Genomic DNA, 22,656 nt, shown 5'->3' with positions numbered 1-22,656 from the left:
CTTCGAGATCTCCCCCATGAGTGCAACCCAGGCAGCGCCGGCACGAGACCGGCTGCGTATCGCCATCCAGAAGAGTGGCCGGCTGGCCGAGCCCGCCCGCAACCTGCTCAGCGCCTGTGGCCTGAGCTGGCGCGAAAGCCGCGACAAGCTGTTCTGCTATGGCGAGTCGCTGCCGGTGGATCTGTTGCTGGTACGCGACGACGATATCCCCGGGCTGATTGCCGACGGCGTCTGCGACCTCGGCATCGTCGGCCGCAACGAACTGGACGAGCAGGCCGCCGCACGTCGCCAGATTGGCCTGCCGGATGCTTACCAGGCGCTGCGCGGGCTGGGCTTCGGCCAGTGCCGGCTGATGCTGGCGGTGCCCGAGGAATGGCAGTGGCAGGGGCCGGCGCAGCTGGCCGGCACCCGCATTGCCACCAGCTACCCGGCCATCCTCAAGCAGTGGCTGGCCGAACAGGGCGTGGACGCACAGGTGGTGGAGCTGTCCGGTTCGGTGGAGATCGCTCCGCGGCTGGGCACCGCCGACCTGATCTGCGATCTGGTGTCCAGCGGCGCCACGCTGCGCGCCAACCAGTTGACTCCGGTGCACAACCTGCTTGAGAGCGAGGCGGTGCTGGCCGGTGCGGTACGCGTGCCGGACGATGCGCGTGCGTCGCTGCGCGCGATGCTGTTGCGCCGCCTCGACGGTGTGGTGCAGCGCCAGGACCGCAAGCTGCTGATGTTCCGCGCCAGCGAGGACCGCGTGGATGCGTTGGCGCAGCTGCTGACCGATGCCGAGCCGCTGGTGCGGCTGCCGGCCGATGGCGGCGCGCTGCGCCTGCAGACCATGTGCCCCGGCCCGTTGAGCTGGCAGCGCATGGAAGAACTCGAGCGCGCCGGCGCGCAGGGCCTGATGGTATTGAGCGTGGAGCGGTCGCTGGCATGAATCGTCTGATCTGGTCGCAACTTGATGACGCCGCGCGCACCGAGGCCTTGACCCGCCCGGTGCAGACCGTGGCCCAGCAGACCCGCGATGCGGTGGCGGCGCTGATATCGCAGGTGCGCGCGCAGGGCGACGACGCGCTGCGTGCGATCACCGCGCGCTTCGATGGCGTGTCGCTGGCGTCTTTCGAAGTGTCGAACGCCGAATTCGTGGCCGCCGAAGCGGCGGTACCCACCGAACTGCGCCAGGCGATGGTCGAAGCTGCCGATCGCATCACGCGCTTCCACAAGGCCGGCATGGGCCAGGGCTACGCGGTGGAAACGGCGCCGGGTGTGGTCTGCGAACGCATGCTGCGGCCGATCGGCCGGGTCGGCCTGTACGTGCCGGCGGGCAGCGCGCCGCTGCCGTCCACGGCGCTGATGCTGGGCGTGCCGGCGCAGCTGGCCGGCTGCCCGCAGGTGGTGCTGTGCACGCCGCCGCGTGCCGATGGCACGGCCGATCCGGCGGTACTGGTGGCCGCGCGGCTGACTGGTGTGCAGCGGGTGTTCAAGCTCGGCGGTGCGCAGGCCATTGCCGCGATGGCCTATGGCACCGACAGCATTCCCGCCTGCGACAAGCTGTTCGGGCCGGGCAACAGCTTCGTCACCGAAGCCAAGCAGCAGGTCGCACAGGACGGCGCCGCCGCCATCGATATGCCGGCTGGTCCCTCCGAAGTGCTGGTGATTGCCGATGCCGGCGCGAACCCGGCGTTCGTTGCGGCCGACCTGCTGTCGCAGGCCGAGCACGGCCCGGATTCGCAGGTGCTGCTGTTGACCGACGATGCCGCGATGCTGGCGGCGGTCGAGGCGGAAGTAGAGCGCCAGGTCGCGCTGCTGCCGCGCCAGCAGATCGCGCGCCAGGCATTGTCGGCGTCTCGGTTGATCCAGGTGGAGACACTGGGTGAAGCCTTCGCCATCAGCAACCGCTATGCACCTGAGCACCTGATCCTGGCGCTGCGCGAGCCGCGCGACTGGTTGCCGCAGGTGCAGGCTGCGGGCTCGGTGTTCCTCGGCGATTACACGCCTGAAGCACTTGGCGACTATTGCAGCGGCACCAACCACGTGCTGCCCACCGCCGGCGCCGCGCGTGCCTACAGCGGTGTCAGCGTCGCCAGCTTCCAGAACCTGATCAGCGTGCAGAGCGCCAGTGCTGCCGGGCTGACCGCGATCGGCGGCTGCGCGCGCATCATCGCCCGCGCCGAGGGCCTGGATGCGCACGAGCGTGCGGTGGCACTGCGCATGGAGGTGGCCGCATGAGCACTGCCATTGATGATGTGCTGGCATTGGTACGCCCCGATCTGCAGGCCTTCGCCGGCTACAGTTCGGCGCGCAGTGCGGCGGTGCAGGGTGAGGTCTGGTTGAACGCCAACGAATCGGCCTGGGCCAATCCCGCTGATGCCGCAGGCAGCAGCCGGCGCTATCCGGAGCCGCAACCGCTCGCGCTGCGCGAAGGACTGGCGGCGCTGTACGGCGTGACGCCACAGCAGCTGCTGATCGGTCGCGGTAGCGACGAAGCGATTGACCTGCTGGTACGCGCGCTGTGCGTGCCGGGTCGTGATGGCGTGCTGGTCACGCCGCCGGTGTTCGGCATGTACGCGGTCTGCGCACGCCTGCAGGGGGCCGCATTGATTGAAGTGCCGCTGGTGGACAGCGAGGACGGCCTGCGCGCCGATCTGGATGCGGTGATCGACACCGCCAAGGCACGCCATGCCACGCTGGTGTTCCTGTGCGCACCGTCCAACCCGGGCGGAAGCGATATCAGCCTGGACGAGATCGGGCGTGTGGCCACCGCGTTGCGCGGGCAGGCACTGGTGGTGGTGGACGAGGCCTACGTCGAGTACACGCAGCGTGCTTCGGCGACCACGCTGCTGGCCGCGCACGCCAATCTGGCGGTACTGCGCACGCTGTCGAAGGCGCACGCGCTGGCGGCCGCCCGTATCGGAACCCTGATTGCAGCCCCCGAGCTGATTGCCGTGCTGCGCCGCTGCCAGGCACCCTATCCAGTGCCGACCCCGTGCGCCGATCTGGCTGTGCAGGCACTGCAACCGGCCGCGCTGGCACGCACTGCCGAGCGCGTGGCCACGGTCATCGCCGAGCGCGAACGCCTGTTCGCGGCGCTGCCGGGCCTGCCCGGTGTTCGTCGCGTGTACCGCTCGTCCGGCAACTACCTGCTGGTCCGCTTCGCCGATGCCCAGGTCGCGTTCGATGCGCTGCTGGATGCAGGCGTGGTGGTGCGCGACCAGCGCGCCGCACCGCAGCTGGGTGATGCGCTGCGCATCAGTATCGGCAGCCCCGAAGAGAATGACCGCGTACTCGCGGCCCTGTCGGCGCGGAGGGCCGCAGCATGACCCCGATCCTGTTCATCGACCGCGACGGCACCCTCATCGAGGAGCCGTCCGATTTCCAGATCGACGCCTACGAGAAGCTGCGCTTCGTCCCGCAGGTGATCCCGGCGCTGCTGAAGCTGCGTGATGCCGGCTACCAGTTCGTGATCGTCACCAACCAGGATGGCCTGGGCAGCGACAGTTACCCGCGTGCCAGCTTCGATGGCCCCAACGAGCTGATGCTGCAGATCTTCGAGAGCCAGGGCATCACTTTCCGTGACGTACTGATCGATTGCAGCTGGCCGCAGGACAACGCGCCGACCCGCAAGCCGGGCATCGGCCTGATGACCGCCTACCTGCAGGACCGCAGCATCGACTGGTCGCGTTCGGGCATGGTGGGGGACCGCATCACCGACCTGCAGTTCGCCGACAACCTCAACATCCGAGGTTTCCAGCTGCGCACCGAGCAGTTTGGTGGCGAGTGGGACTGGCCGGGCATCGCCCACGCGCTGGCCGATGCGCCGCGCACCGCCGTGGTCCAGCGCAATACGAAAGAGACGAAGATCCGCGTCGAACTGGACCTGGATCGCGCAGGCGATGCGCGCATCTCCACCGGCCTGCCATTCTTCGACCACATGCTGGAGCAGATCGGCAAGCACGGCGGCTTCGCCCTGGACATCCAGACAGAGGGTGACCTGCACATCGACGAGCACCACACCATCGAGGATACCGGCCTGGCGCTGGGTCAGGCGCTGCGCGAGGCGCTGGGCGACAAGCGCGGCATTGGTCGCTATGGCTTCACCCTGCCGATGGATGAAACCCTGGCCAGCGCTGCGCTGGATTTCAGTGGTCGGCCGTACTTCGTGTTCGAAGGTGAATTCAAGCGCGAACGGGTGGGCGACATGCCAACCGAGCTGGTGCCGCACTTCTTCCGTTCGCTGTGCGATGCCAGCGGCCTGAACCTGAACCTGCAGGTGCGCGGTGACAACGATCACCACAAGGTGGAGGCCTGCTTCAAGGCGCTGGCGCGCGCGCTGCGGCCGGCGTTGGCGCGGCAGGGCACGGCGTTGCCGACCACCAAGGGGGCCCTGTGAGCGACGTCGCGCTGATCGATGCCGGCGGTGCCAATCTGGGCTCGGTGCGCTATGCGCTTGAACGACTCGGCGCCAGCGTTCGGCTGGTGCGCGATGCCGATGGCCTGGTCGATGCGCGGCGGGTGATCCTGCCCGGCGTCGGCGCCGCAGGCCCGGGTATGCAGCGCCTGCACGCGCAGGGCCTGGTGGAACCGCTGCAGCGACTGGAGGTGCCGCTGATGGGCATCTGCCTGGGCATGCAGCTGCTGTTCGAACGCTCCGAGGAAGCGGGCGTGGAGACGCTGGGGCTGATTCCCGGCGTGGTACGCAAGCTGGTGCCGGCCTGCGGCATCCGCGTGCCGCACATGGGCTGGAACCGGCTGCTGCCGCTGCGCGAGTCATTGCTGCTGCGCGGCGTGCCGGAGCGCGCCAGTGCCTACTTCGTGCACAGCTATGCGGCCCCCCTGAACAGCCACACCGTGGCCGCCTGCGATCACGGTGGCCTGTTCACTGCCGTGGTGGAGCAGGGCCGCTACTACGGCGCGCAGTTCCATCCCGAGCGTTCCGGCGACACCGGTTCGCTGATGCTGCGAAATTTTCTCGAGGGCACCGTTGCATGAGTTTCATCGTCTACCCCGCACTGGATATCCGCGATGGCCGTGTGGTACGGCTGCGGCAGGGCGACTACGGGCAGGAAACCTCCTATGGCGACGATCCGTTGCCGCGCGCGCAGGCGTTCGCCGCACAGGGTGCGCAGTGGATGCATCTGGTCGACCTGGATGCCGCGCGTGCCGGCGGCTATACGCTGGCGCCGCTGCTGGCGGCGATCCGCGCGAACACGCCGCTGCAGGTGCAGACCGGTGGCGGCGTGCGCGGCCGCGATGATCTGGCGCGTATCCTCGATGCCGGCGCACACCGCGTCGTGGTCGGTTCGCTGGCGGTGCGCCGCCCCGACGAAGTCGTCGGCTGGCTGGAGGAATTCGGCGCCGAACGCATCACCCTTGCACTCGATGCACGCCAGGACGCGCAGGGACAATGGCAGCTGCCGGTGCACGGCTGGACCGAGAACGCCGGGGTGACTCTGGATGATCTGGCCCAGCGCTACGCGCGCGCCGGGATGCGTCATCTGTTGTGCACCGACATCGCCCGTGACGGCATGCTGGCCGGGCCCAACATCAGCCTCTACCAGCACCTGTCGGCACTGCTGCCGGGTGTGGCGGTGCAGGCCTCCGGTGGCATCCGTGACGTGGCCGACGTCGCCGAGGCGCGCGCGGCGGGCTGCGGCGGTGCGGTCCTCGGCAAGGCGCTGCTGGAGCAGCGCATGGACCTGGGCGAGGCGCTGGCATGTTGAGCCGCCGCATCATTCCCTGCCTGGATGTACGCGATGGCCGCGTGGTCAAGGGCGTGCGCTTCCGGGATCACGTCGACATGGGCGACATCGCCGAACTGGCACAGCGCTACCGCGACCAGGGCGCCGACGAGCTGGTGTTCTATGACATCGGCGCCAGTCCCGAGGCACGTTCGGTGGATGTGGCCTGGATCGAGCGCATCGCGCGGCTGATCGACATTCCGTTCTGCGTGGCCGGTGGCATCGACAGTGTCGAGACGGCGCGTCGCGTGTTGTTTGCCGGTGCCGACAAGGTCTCGATCAATTCACCGGCGTTGGGGCGCCCCGAACTGATCACCGAGCTGGCCGACGAGTTCGGCGTGCAGTGCGTGGTGGTGGGTGTCGATTCGGTGCGCGAGGCCGACGGGCAATGGCGGGTGCGCCGCTTCAGTGGCGATCCGGACAAGACCCAGGCGGTGCCATTGCGCACCCTGGACTGGATCGTCGAGGCACAGCGCCGTGGCGCCGGCGAGATCGTGTTGAACTGCATGGACAGCGACGGCGTGCGCCGCGGCTACGATATCGCGCAGCTGCAGCAGGCGCGGGCACTGTGCCTGGTGCCGCTGATCGCCTCCGGTGGCGCCGGCACGATGGACCACTTTGCTGAAGCGTTCGACCAGGCCGATGTCGATGGCGCACTGGCCGCCAGCGTGTTCCACAGCGGCGCGATTGCCATTGCGGACTTGAAGCGCTACCTGCGCGAGCAGCAGATCGAGGTGCGGGATGTCTATTGAAATCAAGCCGTCATTGGACGCACTGCAGAAACTGGACTGGGGCAAGGGCGAAGGCCTGCTGCCGGCGGTGGTGCAGGACGTCGATACATTGCAGGTGCTGATGCTGGGCTACGTGAGCGCCGAATCGCTGGCGGCGACCCTGGCGATCGGCCACATGACCTTCTTCAGCCGTAGCAAGCAGCGGTTGTGGACCAAGGGCGAGCAGTCCGGAAACGTGCTGGAGGTGCAGTCGATCAGTGTCGACTGCGACGCCGATACGCTGCTGGTGATGGCGCGCCCGGCGGGGCCGACCTGCCACACCGGCGCCGATAGCTGTTTCGATGGCGCGCCGAAGGACTTCCTCGGCGGGCTGGGCCAGCTGGTGGCGATGCGCGACGCGCAGCGGCCACCGGGCAGCTACACCACGAGCCTGTTCGAAGGCGGCATCCGCCGCATCGCGCAGAAGGTGGGCGAGGAGGGCGTGGAGACCGCGCTGGCGGCGGTGGCGCAGGATGACGACGCGCTGCTGGGCGAGGCCTCGGACCTGCTGTATCACCTGCTGGTGCTGCTGCGCGCGCGCGGGTTGTCGCTGGATGATGCGCGGGCGATGCTGGAAAGGCGCCATCGTTGAGGAAGGCGTGCGGACCAACGGTCCGCACCCACCTTTGCGATGCAGCCGAGCATGGCTCGGCTCTACAATAGGCGGTCTTTCTTTCCCGGACCGCCCCCATGAAACTGCCTGCCGCCTGGCTGTGCTGCCTGTTGCTGACCTCGCCGGCCTGGGCCGCCGATACCCTGGTCAGCGGCAAGGTCTATCTGGAGCGCGACGGCAGGCCGGGGCGGGGCGCGACCGATCCGGGCCTGGCCGGGGTGCAGGTCTCCAACGGCGAGGCCATCGTCAAGACCGCCGCCGACGGCAGCTACAGCCTGCCGGTGCGCGATGGCCAGACCGTGTTCGTGATCAAGCCCGATGCGTATTCGTTCCCGAAGGCGGTCGATGGCCTGCCCTCGTTCTGGCGCCATTACCGCCCGAACGGCTCGCCGGCGCTGAAGTACGGTGGCATCGCCGCCACCAGCGATGTCACCCGCAACTGGGATTTCGCCCTGCAGCCGGATCGCCATGACAGCCGCCGCGGTTTCCAGATGCTGGTGTTCACCGATTCGCAGACCGCCAGCCTGAAGGACATCGGCTACTACCAGCAGTCGATCGTGGCACCGCTGGTTGGCCAGACCAAGGCGCGCATGGGCACCACCCTGGGCGACATCGTCAACGACGATCTGACCCTGTATCCGGCGATCAACACGGTCACCACCTCCCTGGGCGTGCCGTGGTTCCATGTGCCGGGCAACCACGACCTCGACTTCGATGCGGCCAGCGACGAGCATTCGCTGGACAGCTGGCGCAACATCTATGGCCCGGATACCTACGCAGTGGAAGAGGGCGGTGCCAGCTTCGTGTTCCTTGATGATGTGGTGTATGACCCGAAGGCCAAGCCGAAGTATGTCGGTGGCCTGCGCGAAGATCAGTTCGCGTTCCTCGCCAACTACCTGAAGGGCCTGCACAAGGACCGCCTGCTGGTACTGGGCATGCACATCCCGCTGTTCGATGCGGCGCCGGGGCGCGAGACGTTCCGCCACGCCGATCGCCAGCGCCTGTTCGATCTGCTCAAGGACTTCCGCAATGTGCTGGTGCTCAGCGGCCACAGCCACACCCAGCAGCACGTCTACCATGGCAAGGCCGACGGCTGGAAGGGCGACAAGCCGCTGCACGAGTACAACGTCGGTGCCAACTGCGGCGCGTTCTGGTCGGGCGTGAAGAATGCCGCTGGGGTGCCGGACAGCACCATGAGCGATGGCACACCCAAGGGCTACGCGCTGCTGGATGTGGCCGGCAACGGCAGCTACACGCTGCACTACCGGGTGGCGGGCAAGCCGGCCAGCGAACAGATCGGCCTGCATGCACCCAAGGTGCTGCGCCAGGGTGCCTACCCGGCGTGGGGCATCTATGCCAACGTCTACATGGGCGAGGACGCCAGCGTGGTCGAGTACCGCGTCGATGGCGGCGCCTGGCAGCCGATGAAGCAGGTCAGCCAGCCCGATCCGCGCCTGATGGTGGAGAACGTGGCCGATGATCTGGCCAGCACCCTGCGCGGCTACGACCGCTCGCCGGAAGCCACCGCGTCGCCGCACCTGTGGCGTGGCGCGCTGCCGACTGATCTGGCGGTAGGCAGCCACAAGGTTGAAGTACGCTCGACCCAGCCGGACGGCGCAGTGTTCACCGCCACCACCAGCTACAGCCTGCAGACGGCCCAGCCCTGAGCCCGGCACTTCAGGCCCACGGTTCCCATCACGAAAGGACGCAGCATGGATATCCGTTTCATGGCCGGCACCACGCCGGTCACTCTCAGCCGTCACTGGTTCACCGGCGCGATGCTGCTGCAGAGCGCCACCGAGAGGGTCTGGGTGCAGCATCCCTGGCACCCGGGCACGCATTTCTCGTTCTCGCTGGTACAGTCGTGGCTGCGCCACATCGCCGGCCACGAAGTGCTGGTCGAGCGCACCCGGCCGCTGCTGTTCGCCGGCTTCCGCCCGCAACGCCTGCGCGTGCTGGTGGATGGCGTACAGGTGGCCGAACAGGAAGGCATGTAGGCCCACCTGAACCACCGGCGCGCTAGGCAAAGCCGCCCCGATGCCTGAGAATCGGGGCGATTCAATCGATCCAAGCAGGCCAGCGTGACCATCGCAGCAGCGTCTCCGGTTTCTTCCGACTCCGCCCGCGGCGGGCTTCCACGCAGCCTGGTTGTCGCCGATGTCGGCGGCACCTTCGCGCGTCTGGCGCTGGCCGAAGCGCAGCCCGGCCAAGCCCCGCGCCTGGGCGGCTACCGCACCTACGCCTGCGCCGACCATCCCAGCCTGGCCGCGATCCTGGCCGACTTCACCGCCGGCCTCGGCCAGCCGGTGCAGACCGCGGTGGTCGCCATCGCCGGCCTGCTCGATGGCGATGTACTGATCAACGCCAACCTGCCGTGGACGGTGTCGCTGTCGGCCACCCGCGCGCAGTCCGGGCTGCGCGAGCTGCAGCTGATCAATGATTTCGAGGCGGTGGCGCTGGCCATTCCCTACCTGCAGCCTGACACGCTGGTACCGCTGAACGGCGATGCCGATCCGGCGCACGCGTTTCCGGCCCTGGTGCTGGGCGCCGGCACCGGCCTGGGCGCCGCACTGCGCTTTGCCGACGGCGAGCGCCCGGTGCTGGCCAGCGAAATCGGCCATGCCGCGCTCGGCGCCGGCAATGCGCTGGAACTGCAGGTGCTGGGCAAGCTGCTGCAGCGCTGGGCGCACGTGGACAACGAGCGCGTGCTGTCCGGTAGCGGCCTGATGAACCTGTATCCGTGCCTGTGTGAACTGCGCGGCGTCGCCCCGGTGTGGACCAGTACCGAAGCGCTGATCGGCGCCGCCCGCAGCGGTGAGGATGCGCTGGCGGTCGAGACGCTGCAGGTGTTCTGCGCCTGGCTGGGCAGCCTGGCTGGTGACGCGGCAATCGCCGTCGGCGCGCGCTCGGTGTACCTGGCCGGCGGCATCTCCGCGCATGTGCAGCATTTCCTGGCCGATGGGCGCTTCCGTGAGCGTTTCCTCAACAAGGGCGTGCTGACCGAGGTGCTGCGCCAGGTGCCGGTGTGGCGGGTGGAGCATGGCCAGCTGGGCGTGCTCGGCGCGGCGGTCTGGCATGCCGCGCGGCAACCCACGCACGACTGATCGTTGCGACCGGCATCGGGCCGGCCGCGCATTGCAGACTGGGAGGGGAAGATGGTGGATCGCAGGCAGTTCCTGCAGGCCAGCGCACTGGCCGCAGGCATCGCAGCATTACCGGGCGTGCAGGCGCGCAGCCAGGGCGGGGCGAAGGTCGTTTCAACCTGGGATTTCGGCGTGCCGGCCAACCAGGCGGCGTGGAAGGTGCTGGCCGGCGGCGGCAGCGCGCTGGATGCGGTCGAAGCCGGCGCACGCTGGGCCGAGAGCGAACTGTGCAACCCCACCGTCGGCCATTGCGGCAACCCCGATCGCGACGGCGTGCTGAGCCTGGACGCGAGCATCATGGATGGCGATGGCCGTTGTGGAGCGGTGGCCGCGCTGGTCGACATCCTGCATCCGGTGTCGGTGGCCCGCAAAGTGATGGAGAACAGCCCGCATGTGCTGCTGGTGGGCGAGGGCGCGCAGCAGTTCGCGGTGCAGCAGGGCTTCGAACGCAAGCACCTGCTGACGCCACAGGCCGAGGCCGCATGGCGTGAGTGGCTGAAGACCGAGAAGTACCAGCCGCAGATCAACGCCGAGCGCCGCGGCATCCCCGGCAACAGCGACAACCACGACACCATCGGCATGCTGGCACTGGATGCGCGCGGCAACCTGGCCGGCGCCTGCACCACCAGCGGCATGGCCTGGAAGCTGCACGGCCGGGTCGGCGACAGCCCGATCATCGGTGCCGGCCTGTATGTCGATAACGAGGTGGGTGCGGCGACTGCTTCGGGCGTGGGTGAGGAGATGATCCGCAACGCCGCCTCGTTCCTGGTGGTCGAGCTGATGCGCCAGGGGCGCTCGCCGGCGCAGGCCTGCCGCGAGGCGATCGACCGCGTCGTGCGCAAGCGCCCCGAAGCGAGCAGGACCCTGCAGGTGTGCTTCCTGGCCATGAACAAGCAGGGCGAGGTGGGCGCGTATGCGCTGCATCGTGGCTTCGTCTATGCGGTGTGCGATGCGCAACGCCAGGACGACCTGCGCGATTCGCCGTCTATCTACACGAGCACGCAGGCGTGAGCACGCGGCTCACCCTGGAGATCGCCAGCAACTCGCTGGCCTCGGCGTTGGCCGCGCAGGCCGGCGGCGCCGACCGCATCGAGCTGTTCGACAACCTGGCCGAGGGTGGCACCACGCCGTCGTTCGCCAGCATCGCCATCGCCCGCGAACGCCTGTCGATTCCGCTGTTCGTGCTGGTGCGCCCGCGCCCGGGCGACTTCCACTACGACGCGCTGGAAACCGAACTGATGCTGCGTGACATCGCGCAGTGCCGTGCGCTCGGTTGCGATGGCGTGGTGATCGGCGCGCTGGATGTGCAGGGCAACATCGACCTCGCGTTGTGCCGTGAACTGGTGCAGGCCGCCGGGCCGCTGCAGGTGACCTTCCATCGCGCCTTCGACGCCGCGCGTGATCTGCCGGCCGCGCTGGAGCAGGTGATCGCACTCGGCTGCCAGCGCGTGCTGACCTCCGGTGGCCAGGTCAGCGCCGAGGCCGGTGCCAGCCTGTTGGCCGGCCTGGTTGCCCAGGCGGCAGGGCGCATCTCGGTGATGGCCGGCGCTGGATTGGCTCCGGGCAATATCGCCGCTGTCGCGCGGCAGAGCGGCTGCACCGAGCTGCACGCCTCGGCCAAGGGTCTGCGCCGCTCGGCCATGCAGTTCCAGAATACGGCCCTGCGCGGGCTGGACCCGGACTGGAGCCAGACCGCCACCGCCACCGTGGCCGCACTACGGCAGGCGCTGGACGATTGACCAATCCGCCGGGCCATGCCCGGCGAACGCGCATCCGGATCCCGGACAAAACCGTTCCGCGCGTGATTGTCGCGTTCGTGTCATGCGTTCCTGCGCCGCTCTCTAGGCGATAGTCCGCAACCTATTGATTACTCTCGATACCGGCAGCCAATAGCAGCATTCCGCCGCCGCTTGCTGCGTCGCCGCATGCCCGGCATGGTTCAGCTGTGCTTTAGTTTGGATCGATCCACAGGGGAGGGTGCCGGGACGGTGTTGAACCGATCCAGGCGCCCGGATCAGCCGTCGTGCCACGCCACCACCCGTCTGTGCGTCCACACTTTCCAAGAGCAACCACCCATGGCTCAGTCCGTCCGCAAGCGCCGTCACCTGCTGTCCCAGGCTCTGGTCCTGGCCCTGTTGCCCCTGGCTGCCAGCGCGCAGGAGGCGGCCAGTTCCTCCACCAAGGATCTCGACGCGGTCACCGTGACCGGCTCGCGCATCAAGCGCGCCAGCGTCGAGGGCCCGGCGCCGGTCAATGTGATCACCGCCCAGCAGATCCAGAAGGAAGGCTTCGTCAGCGTGTACGACGCGCTGAAGACCCTCACCGAGGCCACCGGCACCGTCGAGGCGGCTTCGCAGTGGGGCTCGCACACGCCCAACGCCAGTGGCCTGAACCTGCGCGGGATGGGCCCGAACCGTTCGCTGCTGCTGGTCAACGGTCGCCGTGTGGCGGACTACCCGCTGCCTTACGGCGGTGAAACCAACTTCTCCAACTACGGCAACATTCCCGCTGCCGCGGTCGAGCGCATCGAAGTGCTGACCGGCGGCGCCTCGGCCATCTATGGTTCCGACGCGATTGCCGGCGTGGTCAACGTCATCCTGAAAACCAATTACGACGGCGACGAAGTGCGCGTACGCGGAGGCACTTCCACCGAAGGCGGCCGCGATACCTGGGACCTGTCCTGGGCTGGCGGCAAGACCGGCGACCACTGGAGCGTGACCTACGCGCTGCAGTACACCAAGCGCGACCCGCTGTTCGGCCGCGACCGCCCGCAGATGGACGATGCCGACGATGCGCCGTACCCGTCCTGGAACATGGAACAGCGCAAGGTCGGCTTCCGTCCCACCGCGGGCCTGGCGCTGATCGATCCGAGCAACGGCCAGCGCCTGGCGCCACCGGCTGGCACCTGCGAGAAGTTCGACGGCGAGTACTACACCGCCGACCGCCTGGTCTACAACTACGCCGCCAACACCGTCAGCAACACCGGCCGCCTGTGCGGCATGAGCGCCGACTACGCCAACTGGCTGCTCACCGGCGGTGCCGAGAACGTGTCCGGCAACCTGTACGCCACCTTCGATTTCAGCAACGACCTGCAGGCCTGGACCAACCTCGCGGTCTACCGCTCCGAAGCGATCTGGGGCACCAACCCGCCCGGCGTGTCGCTGATCGACGATGCCAACGGCTACTACTGGGATGCCAACCGCAACCGCCCGATCCTCGGCGTGCGCCAGTTCACCCCGAACGAGGTGGGTGGCCTGGATACCCTGCGCAACACCAACCGCGAACTCTCCTGGGACTGGAGCGCCGGCCTGCGCGGACGCCTGGCCGAGCGCTTCGACTGGAGCGCGTCGGTGGGGCGCTCGTACTACCGGGTGGAGGAGCGGCAGAACGTGGTGGACGAGCAGAAGTCCTATGATTTCTTCCTCGGCCCGCGCCTGGGCACCACCGCCGATGGCGAGGCGATCTACGCACTGAACGAATCGCGCTGGTGGAACCCGATCACGCCGGACCAGTACTGGCAGATGGGCACGGTGGCCAAGAACCGCGCCGCCTCGTGGGTCAACCAGGCCTCGGCGGACATCACCGGAGAGCTGTTCCAGGGCTGGGCCGGCCCGATCTCGTTCGCAGCGGTGGCTGAAGTCGCACAGCAGGGCTATCACCTCAGCCCCGACCCGCGCGCGGGCATCGACTTCGACCTGCAGAACGTCGATCGCGGTGGCGGCGAGCGCACCCGCTATTCGGCCGGTGTCGAATTCAAGATTCCGCTGCTGGAAAGCGTGACCGCCACTGCGGCCGCGCGTTATGACCGCTATGGCAACTACAAGGCCGACGACAGCAGCGAAGCGCTGAACATCGGCAGCCAGAAGGAAACCACCTGGAACGTCGGCCTGGAGTGGCGGCCGGTCGAAGCGCTGCTGGTGCGGGGTTCGTACGCCACCAGCTTCCACGCACCGGACATGCATTACCTGCTGGGCCAGCCGAGCAGTTCGGAGGTGCTGACCTACGATCGGCTGCGCTGCATCCAGAGTGGCGCCTACCTGGTCAACAACTGCGGTGTGGGCAACACCGATGTCTGGTACGCGTTCGACGTGAACCGTCGTGGCACACCGCTGCTGCGCTCGGAGACCGGCGATTCGTGGACGGTGGGCTTCGTGTGGGACGTGATGCCGAACCTGTCGGTCAGCGCTGATTACTGGGCGATCAAGCTGGAAGACATGATCGTCGATGTGGGGGCCGACGAAGTGCTGGCCAGCGAGGCGGGCTGCCTGACCGGCAAGAACATGGACGGTACGCCGTGGGCCAATCCGGCCGGTGGCGAGTACTGCGCCGGCATCCTGGCCCGTGTGAACCGCGACAGCAACGGGCGCCTGGTGTCGATCGAGCGTGGCCCGTTCAACCTGGCCAGCCGTGAAGTGCGTGGCATCGACCTGACCGCGCGTTATCGGCTGGACACCGCGCAATGGGGCAGCTTCCAGCTGGGCCTGAACTACACCAACCAGATTTCCACCAAGGAGCAGCGTTACGCCGCCGACCCCAACCCGGAACGCCGTGACCGCGACCTGCGCAGCAAGCTGCGTGCGAGCCTGGCCTGGCAGCGGGGCAACTGGAACGCCAATGTCTATGCCGACCGTGTGGGCTCGGTGCCGGGCGTGCGCTACCACTGGGGCACCGACCGCCTCGACAACCCGGGTGGCTGCCTGCCGTTCGCCGATGGCTACGTGCCCAGTGACAGCCCCTCGCTGAACTGCCTGGAGCCGTCGACGCGTCCGGATGGCTCGCCCAATCCGAACCCGAATGCAGGCCAGCGGACCGCGCGCTACTTCGGCCGGGTCGGGCCGTTCATCACCTGGAATTTCAACGTGGGCTACCAGGTGACCGAGCACGCCAAGGTCAACGTGTACGTCAACAACGCGTTCAACTCGGCCAGCTGGAACCACAAAGACCCGTACAAGCTGGACTACGACTTCGCGCCGACCCGCCTGTTGAGCGCGGTGGGCCGCGAGTTCGCGCTGGAGTACGTGTTCACCTTCTGAGGTGGATTGCGGGCGGTACGCCGGGCCTGGCCCGGCGCTACCGGTCGTTCCCGGGGCGGCTGGATTTGACCTTCCCACGATGGCAAGGTTTAGCCTGTGCGCATCCACAAGCAAGCCCGGGAATCCGATCATGAGTACGCCTCGCGCCACTGCCGTCCCTGCTACGATCAGCCTGCCCATCGAGGGCATGACCTGTGCCAGCTGCGTGGGCCGCGTCGAAGCGGCGCTGTCAAAGGTGGAGGGCGTGGGCAGCGTAGCGGTGAACCTGGCCACCGAGCGTGCGGACATCCGCCCCTCTGGCCCGGTTGATCGCGCAGCGCTGATCCAGGCCGTGGAGCGGGTGGGCTATGACGTACCGGCCGCCACCACCGAACTGGCCGTGGAAGGCATGACCTGTGCCTCCTGCGTGGGCCGTGTCGAGCGCGCGCTGCTGGCGGTTCCCGGCGTCAGCCAGGCCAACGTGAACCTGGCCACCGAACGTGCCACCGTGCGTGGCGTGGCCGATGCGGCTGCGCTGATTGCAGCCATCGACAAGGCCGGCTATGACGCACGTGTGATCGAGGACGGCGCGGCCGCCGAGGATGAAGCGGCCGAAAGGAAGGACGTCGAGCGCGCCGAACTCAAGCGCGACCTGATCGTGGCCACCGCGCTGGCACTGCCGGTGTTCGTGCTGGAGATGGGCTCACACCTGGTTCCCGGCATGCATCACTGGGTGATGTCCACGATCGGCCTGCAGGCCAGCTGGTACCTGCAGTTCGTGCTGACCACCCTGGTGCTGGCGATCCCGGGCCGCCGCTTCCACCTGAAGGGCTTCCCGGCACTGCTGCGGCTGGCACCGGACATGAACTCGCTGGTGGCGGTAGGTACCGCCGCAGCCTTCGGCTACTCGGTGGTGGCCACCTTCCTGCCGCGGCTGCTGCCGACGGGCACGGTGAACGTCTACTACGAAGCGGCGGCGGTGATCGTCGCCCTGATCCTGCTGGGGCGCTTCCTCGAAGCGCGTGCCAAGGGCCGGACCTCGGAGGCGATCAAGCGCCTGGTCAAGCTGCAGGCGAAAGTCGCCCATGTCATCCGTGACGGGCGCGCGGTCGATATTCCGGTCGGCCAGGTGCTGGCCGGTGACGTGGTGGAGGTGCGCCCGGGCGAGCGGGTGCCGGTGGATGGCGAGGTGATCGAAGGCCGCAGCTACATCGACGAATCGATGATCAGTGGCGAGCCGGTTCCAGTCGAGAAGCAGCCCGGCAGCAACGCGGTGGGAGGCACGATCAACCAGACCGGCGCATTGACCGTGCGCGCGACGGCGGTCGGCGGGCAGACCCTGCTGGCGCAGATCATCCGGATGGTCGAACAGGCGCAGGGCTCGAAACTGCCGATCCAGGCCGTGGTCGACAAGGTGACGCTCTGGTTCGTGCCGGCGGTGATGCTGGCCGCGCTGGCGACCTTCCTGGTCTGGTGGGTGGTCGGTCCGTCGCCGGCGCTCAGCTTTGCCCTGGTCAACGCGGTGGCGGTGCTGATCATTGCCTGCCCGTGCGCGATGGGGCTGGCCACGCCGACCTCGATCATGGTCGGCACCGGCCGCGGCGCGGAAATGGGCGTGCTGTTCCGCAAGGGCGAGGCCTTGCAGCTGCTGAAGGACGCGCAGGTGGTGGCGGTGGACAAGACCGGCACCCTGACCGAAGGCCGTCCGCGGCTGACCGACCTGGAGATCGCCGACGGCTTTGATCGCAGCACGGTACTGGCAGCGGTGGCGGCAGTGGAGTCGCGCTCGGAGCATCCGATTGCCCGCGCGATTGTGGATGCGGCCACTGCGCAGGGCATCGCGCTGCCGGCGATGGTCGATTTCGAATCGGTCACCGGCATGGGTGTGCGTGCCGGTGTGGGGGGCACGCGGGTGGAGGTTGGCGCCGATCGCTTCATGCGCGAGCTGGGCGTGGACATCACGCCCTTTGCTGCGCAAGCCAGCCAGCTCGGAACGCAGGGCAAGTCGCCGCTGTATGCCGCCATCGACAGGCGCCTGGCGGCGATCATCGCGGTCTCCGATCCGATCAAGCCGAGCACGCCCGCGGCCATCGCGGCGCTGCACCAGCTGGGCCTGAAGGTGGCGATGATCACCGGTGACAATGCGGGCACCGCGCAGGCGATCGCGCGTCAGCTCGGCATCGATGAGGTGGTCGCCGAGGTGCTGCCGGCAGGCAAGGTCGAGGCGATACGTCGACTGAAGGCGGTGCATGGGCACGTCGCCTTCGTCGGCGACGGCATCAACGATGCGCCAGCACTGGCCGAGGCCGATGTCGGACTGGCCATCGGCACCGGTACCGATATCGCGGTGGAATCGGCCGATGTGGTGCTGATGTCGGGCAGCCTGCAGGGCGTGCCCAATGCCATCGCGCTGTCGAAGGCGACGCTGGGCAACATCCGGCAGAACCTGTTCTGGGCCTTTGCCTACAACACCGCGTTGATTCCGGTGGCGGCCGGCGTGCTGTACCCGGTCTGGGGCGTGCTGCTGTCGCCGGTGTTCGCGGCCGGTGCGATGGCCCTGTCCAGCGTGTTCGTGCTGGGCAACGCGCTGCGCCTGCGCCGCTTCCAGCCGCCGATGGCGGATGCGCCTGCTGCGACCCGTTGAAGGAGACCTGCATGAACATCGGTGAAGCCGCCAAGGCCTCCAATGTCTCGGCGAAGATGATCCGCTACTACGAACAGATCGGCCTGATTCCCGCGGCCGATCGCACCGAGTCGGGCTACCGGGCGTACTCGCAGGCGGACATCCACCGCCTGCGCTTCATCCGCCGCGCACGCGATCTGGGCTTCCAGGTGGCCGAGATCACCGATCTGCTCGGCCTCTGGAACGACACCTCGCGGCACAGTGCCGACGTCAAGCGCCTGGCCGAACAGCACATCGTCGACCTGGAACAACGCATCGAAAGCATGCGGCAGATGGCCGACACGCTGAAGTCCCTGATCAGCTGCTGCGCAGGCGACGAACGTCCGGAATGCCCGATCCTGGAGCGGTTGGGTAAGGATGAAGAAATGCAGCTGCCGGTGGATGCACCGAAGACCGGCGCGGTGCGGCGGCGCGCGCACAAGCACTGAGACGCTGTCGCGCATATGAAAAAGCCCGCCGGATGTGATTGCACCGGGCGGGCCTGGTCATCGACGCGAGGCTGCGGATCAGGCGGTGCGCGGCGGGAAGCCTGCGTCGTTCACCGCGGCAAACACCCGCTCCTGCGAGGCGGTGGTCTGCACCTTGACCCGCCCGGTCGGCGGGTCGGCCTCCACGCGGGCGTCCGGATCAATCTGCTGGATCGCACGGGTCACGCTGCGCGCGCAGCCGCCGCAGGTCATGCCGTCAACATGGAATTCCATCTGTCGCTCCGTCGCTGCTCTTGAGAGGGATCCAGTGTGCACCTTCCAACGATGGCAGGGTCAAGCGCGGGGCTGAACGCCAGGCCAGCGCCGCCAACGCGTCACCCCTTCCAACAAAAACGGCAGCCACCTGTACCAGCGTGGCTGCCGTGGAGGAATGACCCCGCGCGCGGCGGGGCGGGGCAGCACCGGGTCAGGCCCGGGCCACCCGGTGCGACGTCAGAACTTCCAGGTGGCGCCGAAGTACAGCTGGCGGCCTGCATAGGTGTTGGAGATGAGGCGGGCCTTGCTGTCACTGCCCAGGTGCACGCGCTGTTCGGACTTGGTGGCGTTGATCACCGAGGCGGTCAGCGTCCAGTCCGGGGTCAGGTTGTAGGCAACGTTCAGATCCAGCTGATCGTAGGGCTCGGTGTAGACGGTCAGGCCGTTGTTGAGCCCGCCCACCACCTGGCCACGCCGGTTGAACGAAGCGCGTGCGAGGAACTTCTCGTTCTCGTAGAAGACGGTCACGTTGGCCTGGTTCTTGGCACTGCCGACCAGCGGCGAGGAGCCGATCTCCTGGCCATCCAGCACGATCGATGCCAGGTTGGTGTCGTTGTAGGTGTAGTTGGCCTGCACGCCCACGCCAAAATCGAAGGTGTACTGGCCGTACAGCTCCACGCCCTGGGAAACGCCATCACGGCCGTTGGCCTGGGTCTCGTAGCGCTGCACGGTCACCGCCTCGCCACCGATGACCATCGGCGTGTCACGCACCACCGGCAGGGTGAAGTTGTCCACGTTCTTGCGGAACAGGCCCACGCCGGCAACGGCACCGGGCTGGAAGTACCACTCCAGGCCCAGGTCGAACTGGGTGGCCTTGAACGGCTCCAGCTGCTTGTTGCTGCCCTGGCCGACCCAGCCGGCGGTCGATGCACCGCCCGCCACGCGGCGATCATTGACGTACTCCTGGCTGTAGTAGCTCAGTGCACCGGGCGCGGCGATGTCGGTGTAGCCGGGGCGGGCGATGACCTTGGACGCCGCGCCACGCAGGACCAGCGTATCGGTGATGTCCCAGGCGATGTTGAAGCTCGGCAGCACATCGGTGTAGGTGCGGTCCACGCCGATCAGGTCGTAGGTCTTGCTCTGCGCCAGATCATGCGGAAGGCGCACGAAGCCACTTTCGCAGCTGTAGGTCGGATAGGCCGCCGCGGCCGGATCGGTGCACGCCATCGGCGCGCCGGAGGCGTTGTCCAGGAAGTAGTCGTTGAACTTCTCGATCGAGTCGGAGGACTGGGCGAACTGCTTGGTACGCACCACGCGCACGCCGACATTGCCGCGCAGGCGCTCGGTACGGAAGTTGGCCTGGAAGTATCCGGAGTAGATCTTCTCGTTGACGTTGTAGACGAAGTCTTCCTCGGTCCTGTTGTGCGAACCGCCGTAGGTCTGGTTCAGGTAGTCGATGTAGGCCGGGTAGTTGATGCCCGGGAATACATTGGCGTTGAAGCCGCCGGCAATGTTGCTGATCGGGTTGGACAGGAAGAAGCCCGGCTGCGCGTTGCCGGCGGTCGGGTCGCAGCCGCTCTGGTAGCGGCTGTTGTCATAGTCGGCCGGGTCGCGGCCCGGGCACACCCAGTAGGTATTGCCGGTGTTGCGGTGGACCTTGCCGTCACGGTACTTGGCGCCGAACTGGATCGAATCCAGCCAGCCGGACTCGAACAGCTTGGTCACATCGGCCTGGAAGTAGCTCTGCTTGACCTCGGTGCGCTTCCACGACGAATCGGTGGAGCCGGTATCGACTTCGGCGATGCCGTTCATCAGCTGCTGCTGCAGGTCCGGCGAGAAGGTCGCAGACGGGGTGCCGGTCAGATCCCACGCGCTGTACAGATTGCCGGGCAGGTAGACGTTGCCGTCCTTGCGGCGCGGCTTGGCCGACATGCGGAAGTTCATCGACGGGCCACCTTCGGACCAGGTGCGGCCACCGGTGAACGAAGCCTTCCACAGCGGGCTGATATCCCAGTCGATGCTCAGGTCGGCGGTCTGCGAGAGTGCCTTTTCCTTACTGTAGCCACCGGTCAGCTGCGGGGTGGGAACGGTGCAGTCGTCCGGGCCCCAGCCGCCGGGTGCAAGACCGGCGGCCTTGGCCTCGTCCTCGCTGCAGTAATAGGTTTTACCGGCCAGCTTCTCGAACTGGCCACCGGTGACGATGCTGCCACTGGGATCGAAGTCCAGGCCGTTGAGCAGGCGGCCGCCGGCCCAGTTGCCGTCGCCGTTGAAGCGGGCCATGCTCCATTCGGGAATTTTCAGCATGTTCTGGGTGTAGTCACCCTGAAGCTCGAAGCGGAAGTAGTTCGCGGTCAGGGTGAGGTTGTCGACCGGCTTGAACTGGAAGGTCAGCTGGCCGCCCTTGCGCTCGCGCTTCTCTTCCTTCACCGCGAAATTCACCGAGGTGGGCATGAAGAAGTCGGTGTAGTTCTGGCCGGACTGGTTGTTGAAGCCGGAGCGGCCCCACCAGTAGTGGATGCCATCCTGTGCCTGCGTATTGCCGTAGGCATCACGCGCCTTGCCGGCGCCATACCACTGGTAATCCTCGGTGCTGGCCTCCATGGTCCGGGTGGTGCGCTTCTGCTGGGTCACGCCCACCAGCACGCCGAAGCGTTCGTCCTGGCTGTGCCATGAGTACAGCGCAGACGCCTGCGGATCGATATCGTGATGGGTGTCGGAGGAGGTGCCCTCGAGCGTGACGAAGCCCGAGTTGGATTCCATGTCCAGCGGGCGTCGGGTGTGCAGGATGACCGTGCCGCCGATGCCGCCTTCATCGATGCGCGCTTCCGGCGACTTGAACAGCTCGGCGCTGGACAGCATGTTCGACGGCAGCAGGGTGTAGTTGAACGAACGCGTGGCTTCGTCGTTGGTTTCCGAAGTAGCAACGTAGTTGCCGTTCAACTGGGTCAGGGTCAGGTCCGGTGCCAGGCCGCGCACGCTGACGCTTTTGCCTTCACCGCCACTACGGGTGATGACCACGCCGGGGACGCGCTGCAGCGCATCGGCGACATTCTTGTCGGGGAACTTGCCGACGTCTTCGGCGGTGATCACTTCGACCACGGCGTTGGCGTCGCGCTTCTGCTCGAGGCTCTTCTCGATGGCGTAGCGGTAGCCGGTGACCTGGACACTGTCCAGGGTGGTGGCGTCCTGCGTGCCGGTGCTGGCGGCCTGCTGCGCGGCGGCGCCAGCCGGCAGAACGGCGGCAGCCAGGGCCAGCGCGATGGCCAACGACAATGCGTCCTGGCCATGCGTACGTGTTGAATGCTTCATTCCCATCTCTCCCTCTCTCCTGGATTGATCCGGTGACGTGGCACGGACAACTTGAATCGATCTAATTTGAAGTGACATTGTCGCTGTCGCCATGCAGTGGCAGTGGCACCGTGCGCGTGGCCTGGTACGTCCTGTTCCCGCTTCCCCAACTCCCGGCCATCGCAATGTCGTCTTGGATCGATCTAAGCGATGGGCGGGCGATTTTTAGCATGGGTCGCCCGTGGGCGCATGCTGCTGCGCAATATGGTACTGGCGTGGCAATGCTGTGACGGTTTGCTGAAAACAGTGGAAACGTTTTCGTGCGCAGGGGAGGGTGGGTCGGCAGGGCGGCGCCCTGCACCTGCGGGTAGTGCCGGCCGCTGGCCGGCAACAGCCAAAGCCAAAGCCAAAGCCAAAGCCAAAGCGGCTCTGGGTTGTCTGTGGTTTGGCGGGGCGGTGTCGGATTGCGGGGACGCCGCAAGTACGTCCCTGTAGGCTTGGCCGCGGCATCCATGCCGCAGACACCCCGCAATCCGACACCGCCCCGCCTTCGACAGTTTCCCGGTGACGGTTGGATGGGGCCTGGGGACGGCAGGGGGTAACGGCCTGGGGTCAGATCCATTTTCCGTAGGAAAACGGATATGACCCCGGATTGATTTCGTTATCTGACAGAGATTGATCCAAGCATGGCGTGGATCCGTCGCAGATCGCGGAAATCTGTCGAAGGCGGGGTGG

At 67.3% G+C, this 22,656-nt stretch carries 18 protein-coding genes; 16 read left to right on the top strand and 2 right to left on the bottom strand.

Annotated features, from left to right (window positions below; translation table 11 throughout):
- Positions 1–16: 16 nt before the first annotated feature.
- The 16 genes from hisG to cueR all read left to right on the top strand — a co-directional run bounded on the left by hisG (position 17) and on the right by cueR (position 18,378).
- Positions 17–928 (top strand): ATP phosphoribosyltransferase, encoded by a 912-nt coding sequence (hisG, locus tag LZ605_RS06470; RefSeq protein ID WP_249844179.1) that lies wholly within the window; start codon positions 17–19, stop codon positions 926–928.
- The gene (gene hisD / locus LZ605_RS06465; RefSeq protein ID WP_249844178.1) at positions 925–2,220 is read left to right on the top strand and encodes a histidinol dehydrogenase; all 1,296 of its coding nucleotides are present in this window, start codon (positions 925–927) and stop codon (positions 2,218–2,220) included. The genes hisG and hisD overlap by 4 nt, the downstream gene beginning before the upstream one ends.
- On the top strand, positions 2,217–3,311 hold the full coding sequence (gene hisC / locus LZ605_RS06460) for a histidinol-phosphate transaminase (RefSeq protein ID WP_249844177.1): 1,095 nt from the start codon (positions 2,217–2,219) through the stop codon (positions 3,309–3,311). The genes hisD and hisC overlap by 4 nt, the downstream gene beginning before the upstream one ends.
- A complete protein-coding gene (gene hisB, locus LZ605_RS06455; RefSeq protein ID WP_249844176.1) occupies positions 3,308–4,381 on the top strand; it encodes a bifunctional histidinol-phosphatase/imidazoleglycerol-phosphate dehydratase HisB in 1,074 nt (357 codons plus the stop codon). Before hisC ends, hisB begins: the two co-directional genes overlap by 4 nt.
- Positions 4,378–4,980, top strand: a complete 603-nt coding sequence (hisH, locus tag LZ605_RS06450; protein WP_249844175.1) for an imidazole glycerol phosphate synthase subunit HisH — start codon at positions 4,378–4,380, stop codon at positions 4,978–4,980. Before hisB ends, hisH begins: the two co-directional genes overlap by 4 nt.
- Positions 4,977–5,711 (top strand): 1-(5-phosphoribosyl)-5-[(5-phosphoribosylamino)methylideneamino]imidazole-4-carboxamide isomerase, encoded by a 735-nt coding sequence (hisA, locus tag LZ605_RS06445; RefSeq protein ID WP_249844174.1) that lies wholly within the window; start codon positions 4,977–4,979, stop codon positions 5,709–5,711. Before hisH ends, hisA begins: the two co-directional genes overlap by 4 nt.
- Positions 5,705–6,481 carry an imidazole glycerol phosphate synthase subunit HisF gene (hisF, locus tag LZ605_RS06440; protein ID WP_249844173.1) on the top strand — a complete coding sequence of 259 codons (777 nt, stop codon included), beginning with the start codon at positions 5,705–5,707 and terminating at the stop codon, positions 6,479–6,481. The genes hisA and hisF overlap by 7 nt, the downstream gene beginning before the upstream one ends.
- The gene (gene hisIE, locus LZ605_RS06435) at positions 6,471–7,091 is read left to right on the top strand and encodes a bifunctional phosphoribosyl-AMP cyclohydrolase/phosphoribosyl-ATP diphosphatase HisIE (protein ID WP_249844172.1); all 621 of its coding nucleotides are present in this window, start codon (positions 6,471–6,473) and stop codon (positions 7,089–7,091) included. The genes hisF and hisIE overlap by 11 nt, the downstream gene beginning before the upstream one ends.
- 98 nt (positions 7,092–7,189) lie before the next feature.
- On the top strand, positions 7,190–8,779 hold the full coding sequence (locus LZ605_RS06430; protein ID WP_249844171.1) for a calcineurin-like phosphoesterase C-terminal domain-containing protein: 1,590 nt from the start codon (positions 7,190–7,192) through the stop codon (positions 8,777–8,779).
- 45 nt (positions 8,780–8,824) lie between these two features.
- Entirely contained in the window at positions 8,825–9,109 is a 285-nt protein-coding gene (locus LZ605_RS06425) for a hypothetical protein (protein ID WP_249844170.1), read from the top strand.
- A gap of 84 nt (positions 9,110–9,193) precedes the next feature.
- Positions 9,194–10,216: a glucokinase gene (locus LZ605_RS06420; RefSeq protein ID WP_249844169.1), complete on the top strand. Its 1,023-nt coding sequence runs from the start codon at positions 9,194–9,196 to the stop codon at positions 10,214–10,216.
- Positions 10,217–10,267: 51 nt separating this feature from the next.
- Positions 10,268–11,266, top strand: a complete 999-nt coding sequence (locus LZ605_RS06415) for a N(4)-(beta-N-acetylglucosaminyl)-L-asparaginase (protein ID WP_249844168.1) — start codon at positions 10,268–10,270, stop codon at positions 11,264–11,266.
- Positions 11,263–11,994 carry a copper homeostasis protein CutC gene (locus LZ605_RS06410; protein ID WP_249844167.1) on the top strand — a complete coding sequence of 244 codons (732 nt, stop codon included), beginning with the start codon at positions 11,263–11,265 and terminating at the stop codon, positions 11,992–11,994. Before LZ605_RS06415 ends, LZ605_RS06410 begins: the two co-directional genes overlap by 4 nt.
- Before the next feature lie 336 nt (positions 11,995–12,330).
- Complete coding sequence (locus LZ605_RS06405) at positions 12,331–15,288, top strand: TonB-dependent receptor plug domain-containing protein (protein ID WP_249844166.1); 2,958 nt, start codon at positions 12,331–12,333, stop codon at positions 15,286–15,288.
- Positions 15,289–15,418: 130 nt separating this feature from the next.
- Complete coding sequence (locus tag LZ605_RS06400) at positions 15,419–17,911, top strand: heavy metal translocating P-type ATPase (RefSeq protein WP_249844165.1); 2,493 nt, start codon at positions 15,419–15,421, stop codon at positions 17,909–17,911.
- Positions 17,912–17,922: 11 nt separating this feature from the next.
- Complete coding sequence (cueR, locus tag LZ605_RS06395) at positions 17,923–18,378, top strand: Cu(I)-responsive transcriptional regulator (protein ID WP_249844164.1); 456 nt, start codon at positions 17,923–17,925, stop codon at positions 18,376–18,378.
- 78 nt (positions 18,379–18,456) lie between these two features.
- Here cueR and LZ605_RS06390 read toward each other — a convergent pair whose 3' ends face one another.
- Both LZ605_RS06390 and LZ605_RS06385 read right to left on the bottom strand, forming a co-directional pair.
- Complete coding sequence (locus tag LZ605_RS06390) at positions 18,457–18,651, bottom strand: heavy-metal-associated domain-containing protein (RefSeq protein WP_249844163.1); 195 nt, start codon at positions 18,649–18,651, stop codon at positions 18,457–18,459.
- Positions 18,652–18,870: 219 nt separating this feature from the next.
- Positions 18,871–21,948, bottom strand: coding sequence for a TonB-dependent receptor (locus LZ605_RS06385; RefSeq protein WP_249844162.1), 3,078 nt, complete (start codon positions 21,946–21,948; stop codon positions 18,871–18,873).
- Positions 21,949–22,656: the final 708 nt, after the last annotated feature.

The organism is Stenotrophomonas maltophilia (assembly GCF_023518235.1).
Lineage (GTDB): Bacteria > Pseudomonadota > Gammaproteobacteria > Xanthomonadales > Xanthomonadaceae > Stenotrophomonas.
This window is presented reverse-complemented; position numbering and strand designations above follow the sequence as displayed.

Excerpts from the sequence above, each read along its gene's own strand:
- hisG (WP_249844179.1), top strand. The coding sequence starts at position 17 with ATGAGTGCAACCCAGGCAGCGCCGGCACGAGACCGGCTGCGTATCGCC.
- hisD (WP_249844178.1), top strand. The coding sequence starts at position 925 with ATGAATCGTCTGATCTGGTCGCAACTTGATGACGCCGCGCGCACCGAG.
- hisC (WP_249844177.1), top strand. The coding sequence starts at position 2,217 with ATGAGCACTGCCATTGATGATGTGCTGGCATTGGTACGCCCCGATCTG.
- hisB (WP_249844176.1), top strand. The coding sequence starts at position 3,308 with ATGACCCCGATCCTGTTCATCGACCGCGACGGCACCCTCATCGAGGAG.
- hisA (WP_249844174.1), top strand. The coding sequence starts at position 4,977 with ATGAGTTTCATCGTCTACCCCGCACTGGATATCCGCGATGGCCGTGTG.
- hisF (WP_249844173.1), top strand. The coding sequence starts at position 5,705 with ATGTTGAGCCGCCGCATCATTCCCTGCCTGGATGTACGCGATGGCCGC.
- hisIE (WP_249844172.1), top strand. The coding sequence starts at position 6,471 with ATGTCTATTGAAATCAAGCCGTCATTGGACGCACTGCAGAAACTGGAC.
- LZ605_RS06430 (WP_249844171.1), top strand. The coding sequence starts at position 7,190 with ATGAAACTGCCTGCCGCCTGGCTGTGCTGCCTGTTGCTGACCTCGCCG.
- LZ605_RS06425 (WP_249844170.1), top strand. The coding sequence starts at position 8,825 with ATGGATATCCGTTTCATGGCCGGCACCACGCCGGTCACTCTCAGCCGT.
- LZ605_RS06415 (WP_249844168.1), top strand. The coding sequence starts at position 10,268 with ATGGTGGATCGCAGGCAGTTCCTGCAGGCCAGCGCACTGGCCGCAGGC.
- LZ605_RS06405 (WP_249844166.1), top strand. The coding sequence starts at position 12,331 with ATGGCTCAGTCCGTCCGCAAGCGCCGTCACCTGCTGTCCCAGGCTCTG.
- LZ605_RS06400 (WP_249844165.1), top strand. The coding sequence starts at position 15,419 with ATGAGTACGCCTCGCGCCACTGCCGTCCCTGCTACGATCAGCCTGCCC.
- cueR (WP_249844164.1), top strand. The coding sequence starts at position 17,923 with ATGAACATCGGTGAAGCCGCCAAGGCCTCCAATGTCTCGGCGAAGATG.
- LZ605_RS06390 (WP_249844163.1), bottom strand. The coding sequence starts at position 18,651 with ATGGAATTCCATGTTGACGGCATGACCTGCGGCGGCTGCGCGCGCAGC.
- LZ605_RS06385 (WP_249844162.1), bottom strand. The coding sequence starts at position 21,948 with ATGGGAATGAAGCATTCAACACGTACGCATGGCCAGGACGCATTGTCG.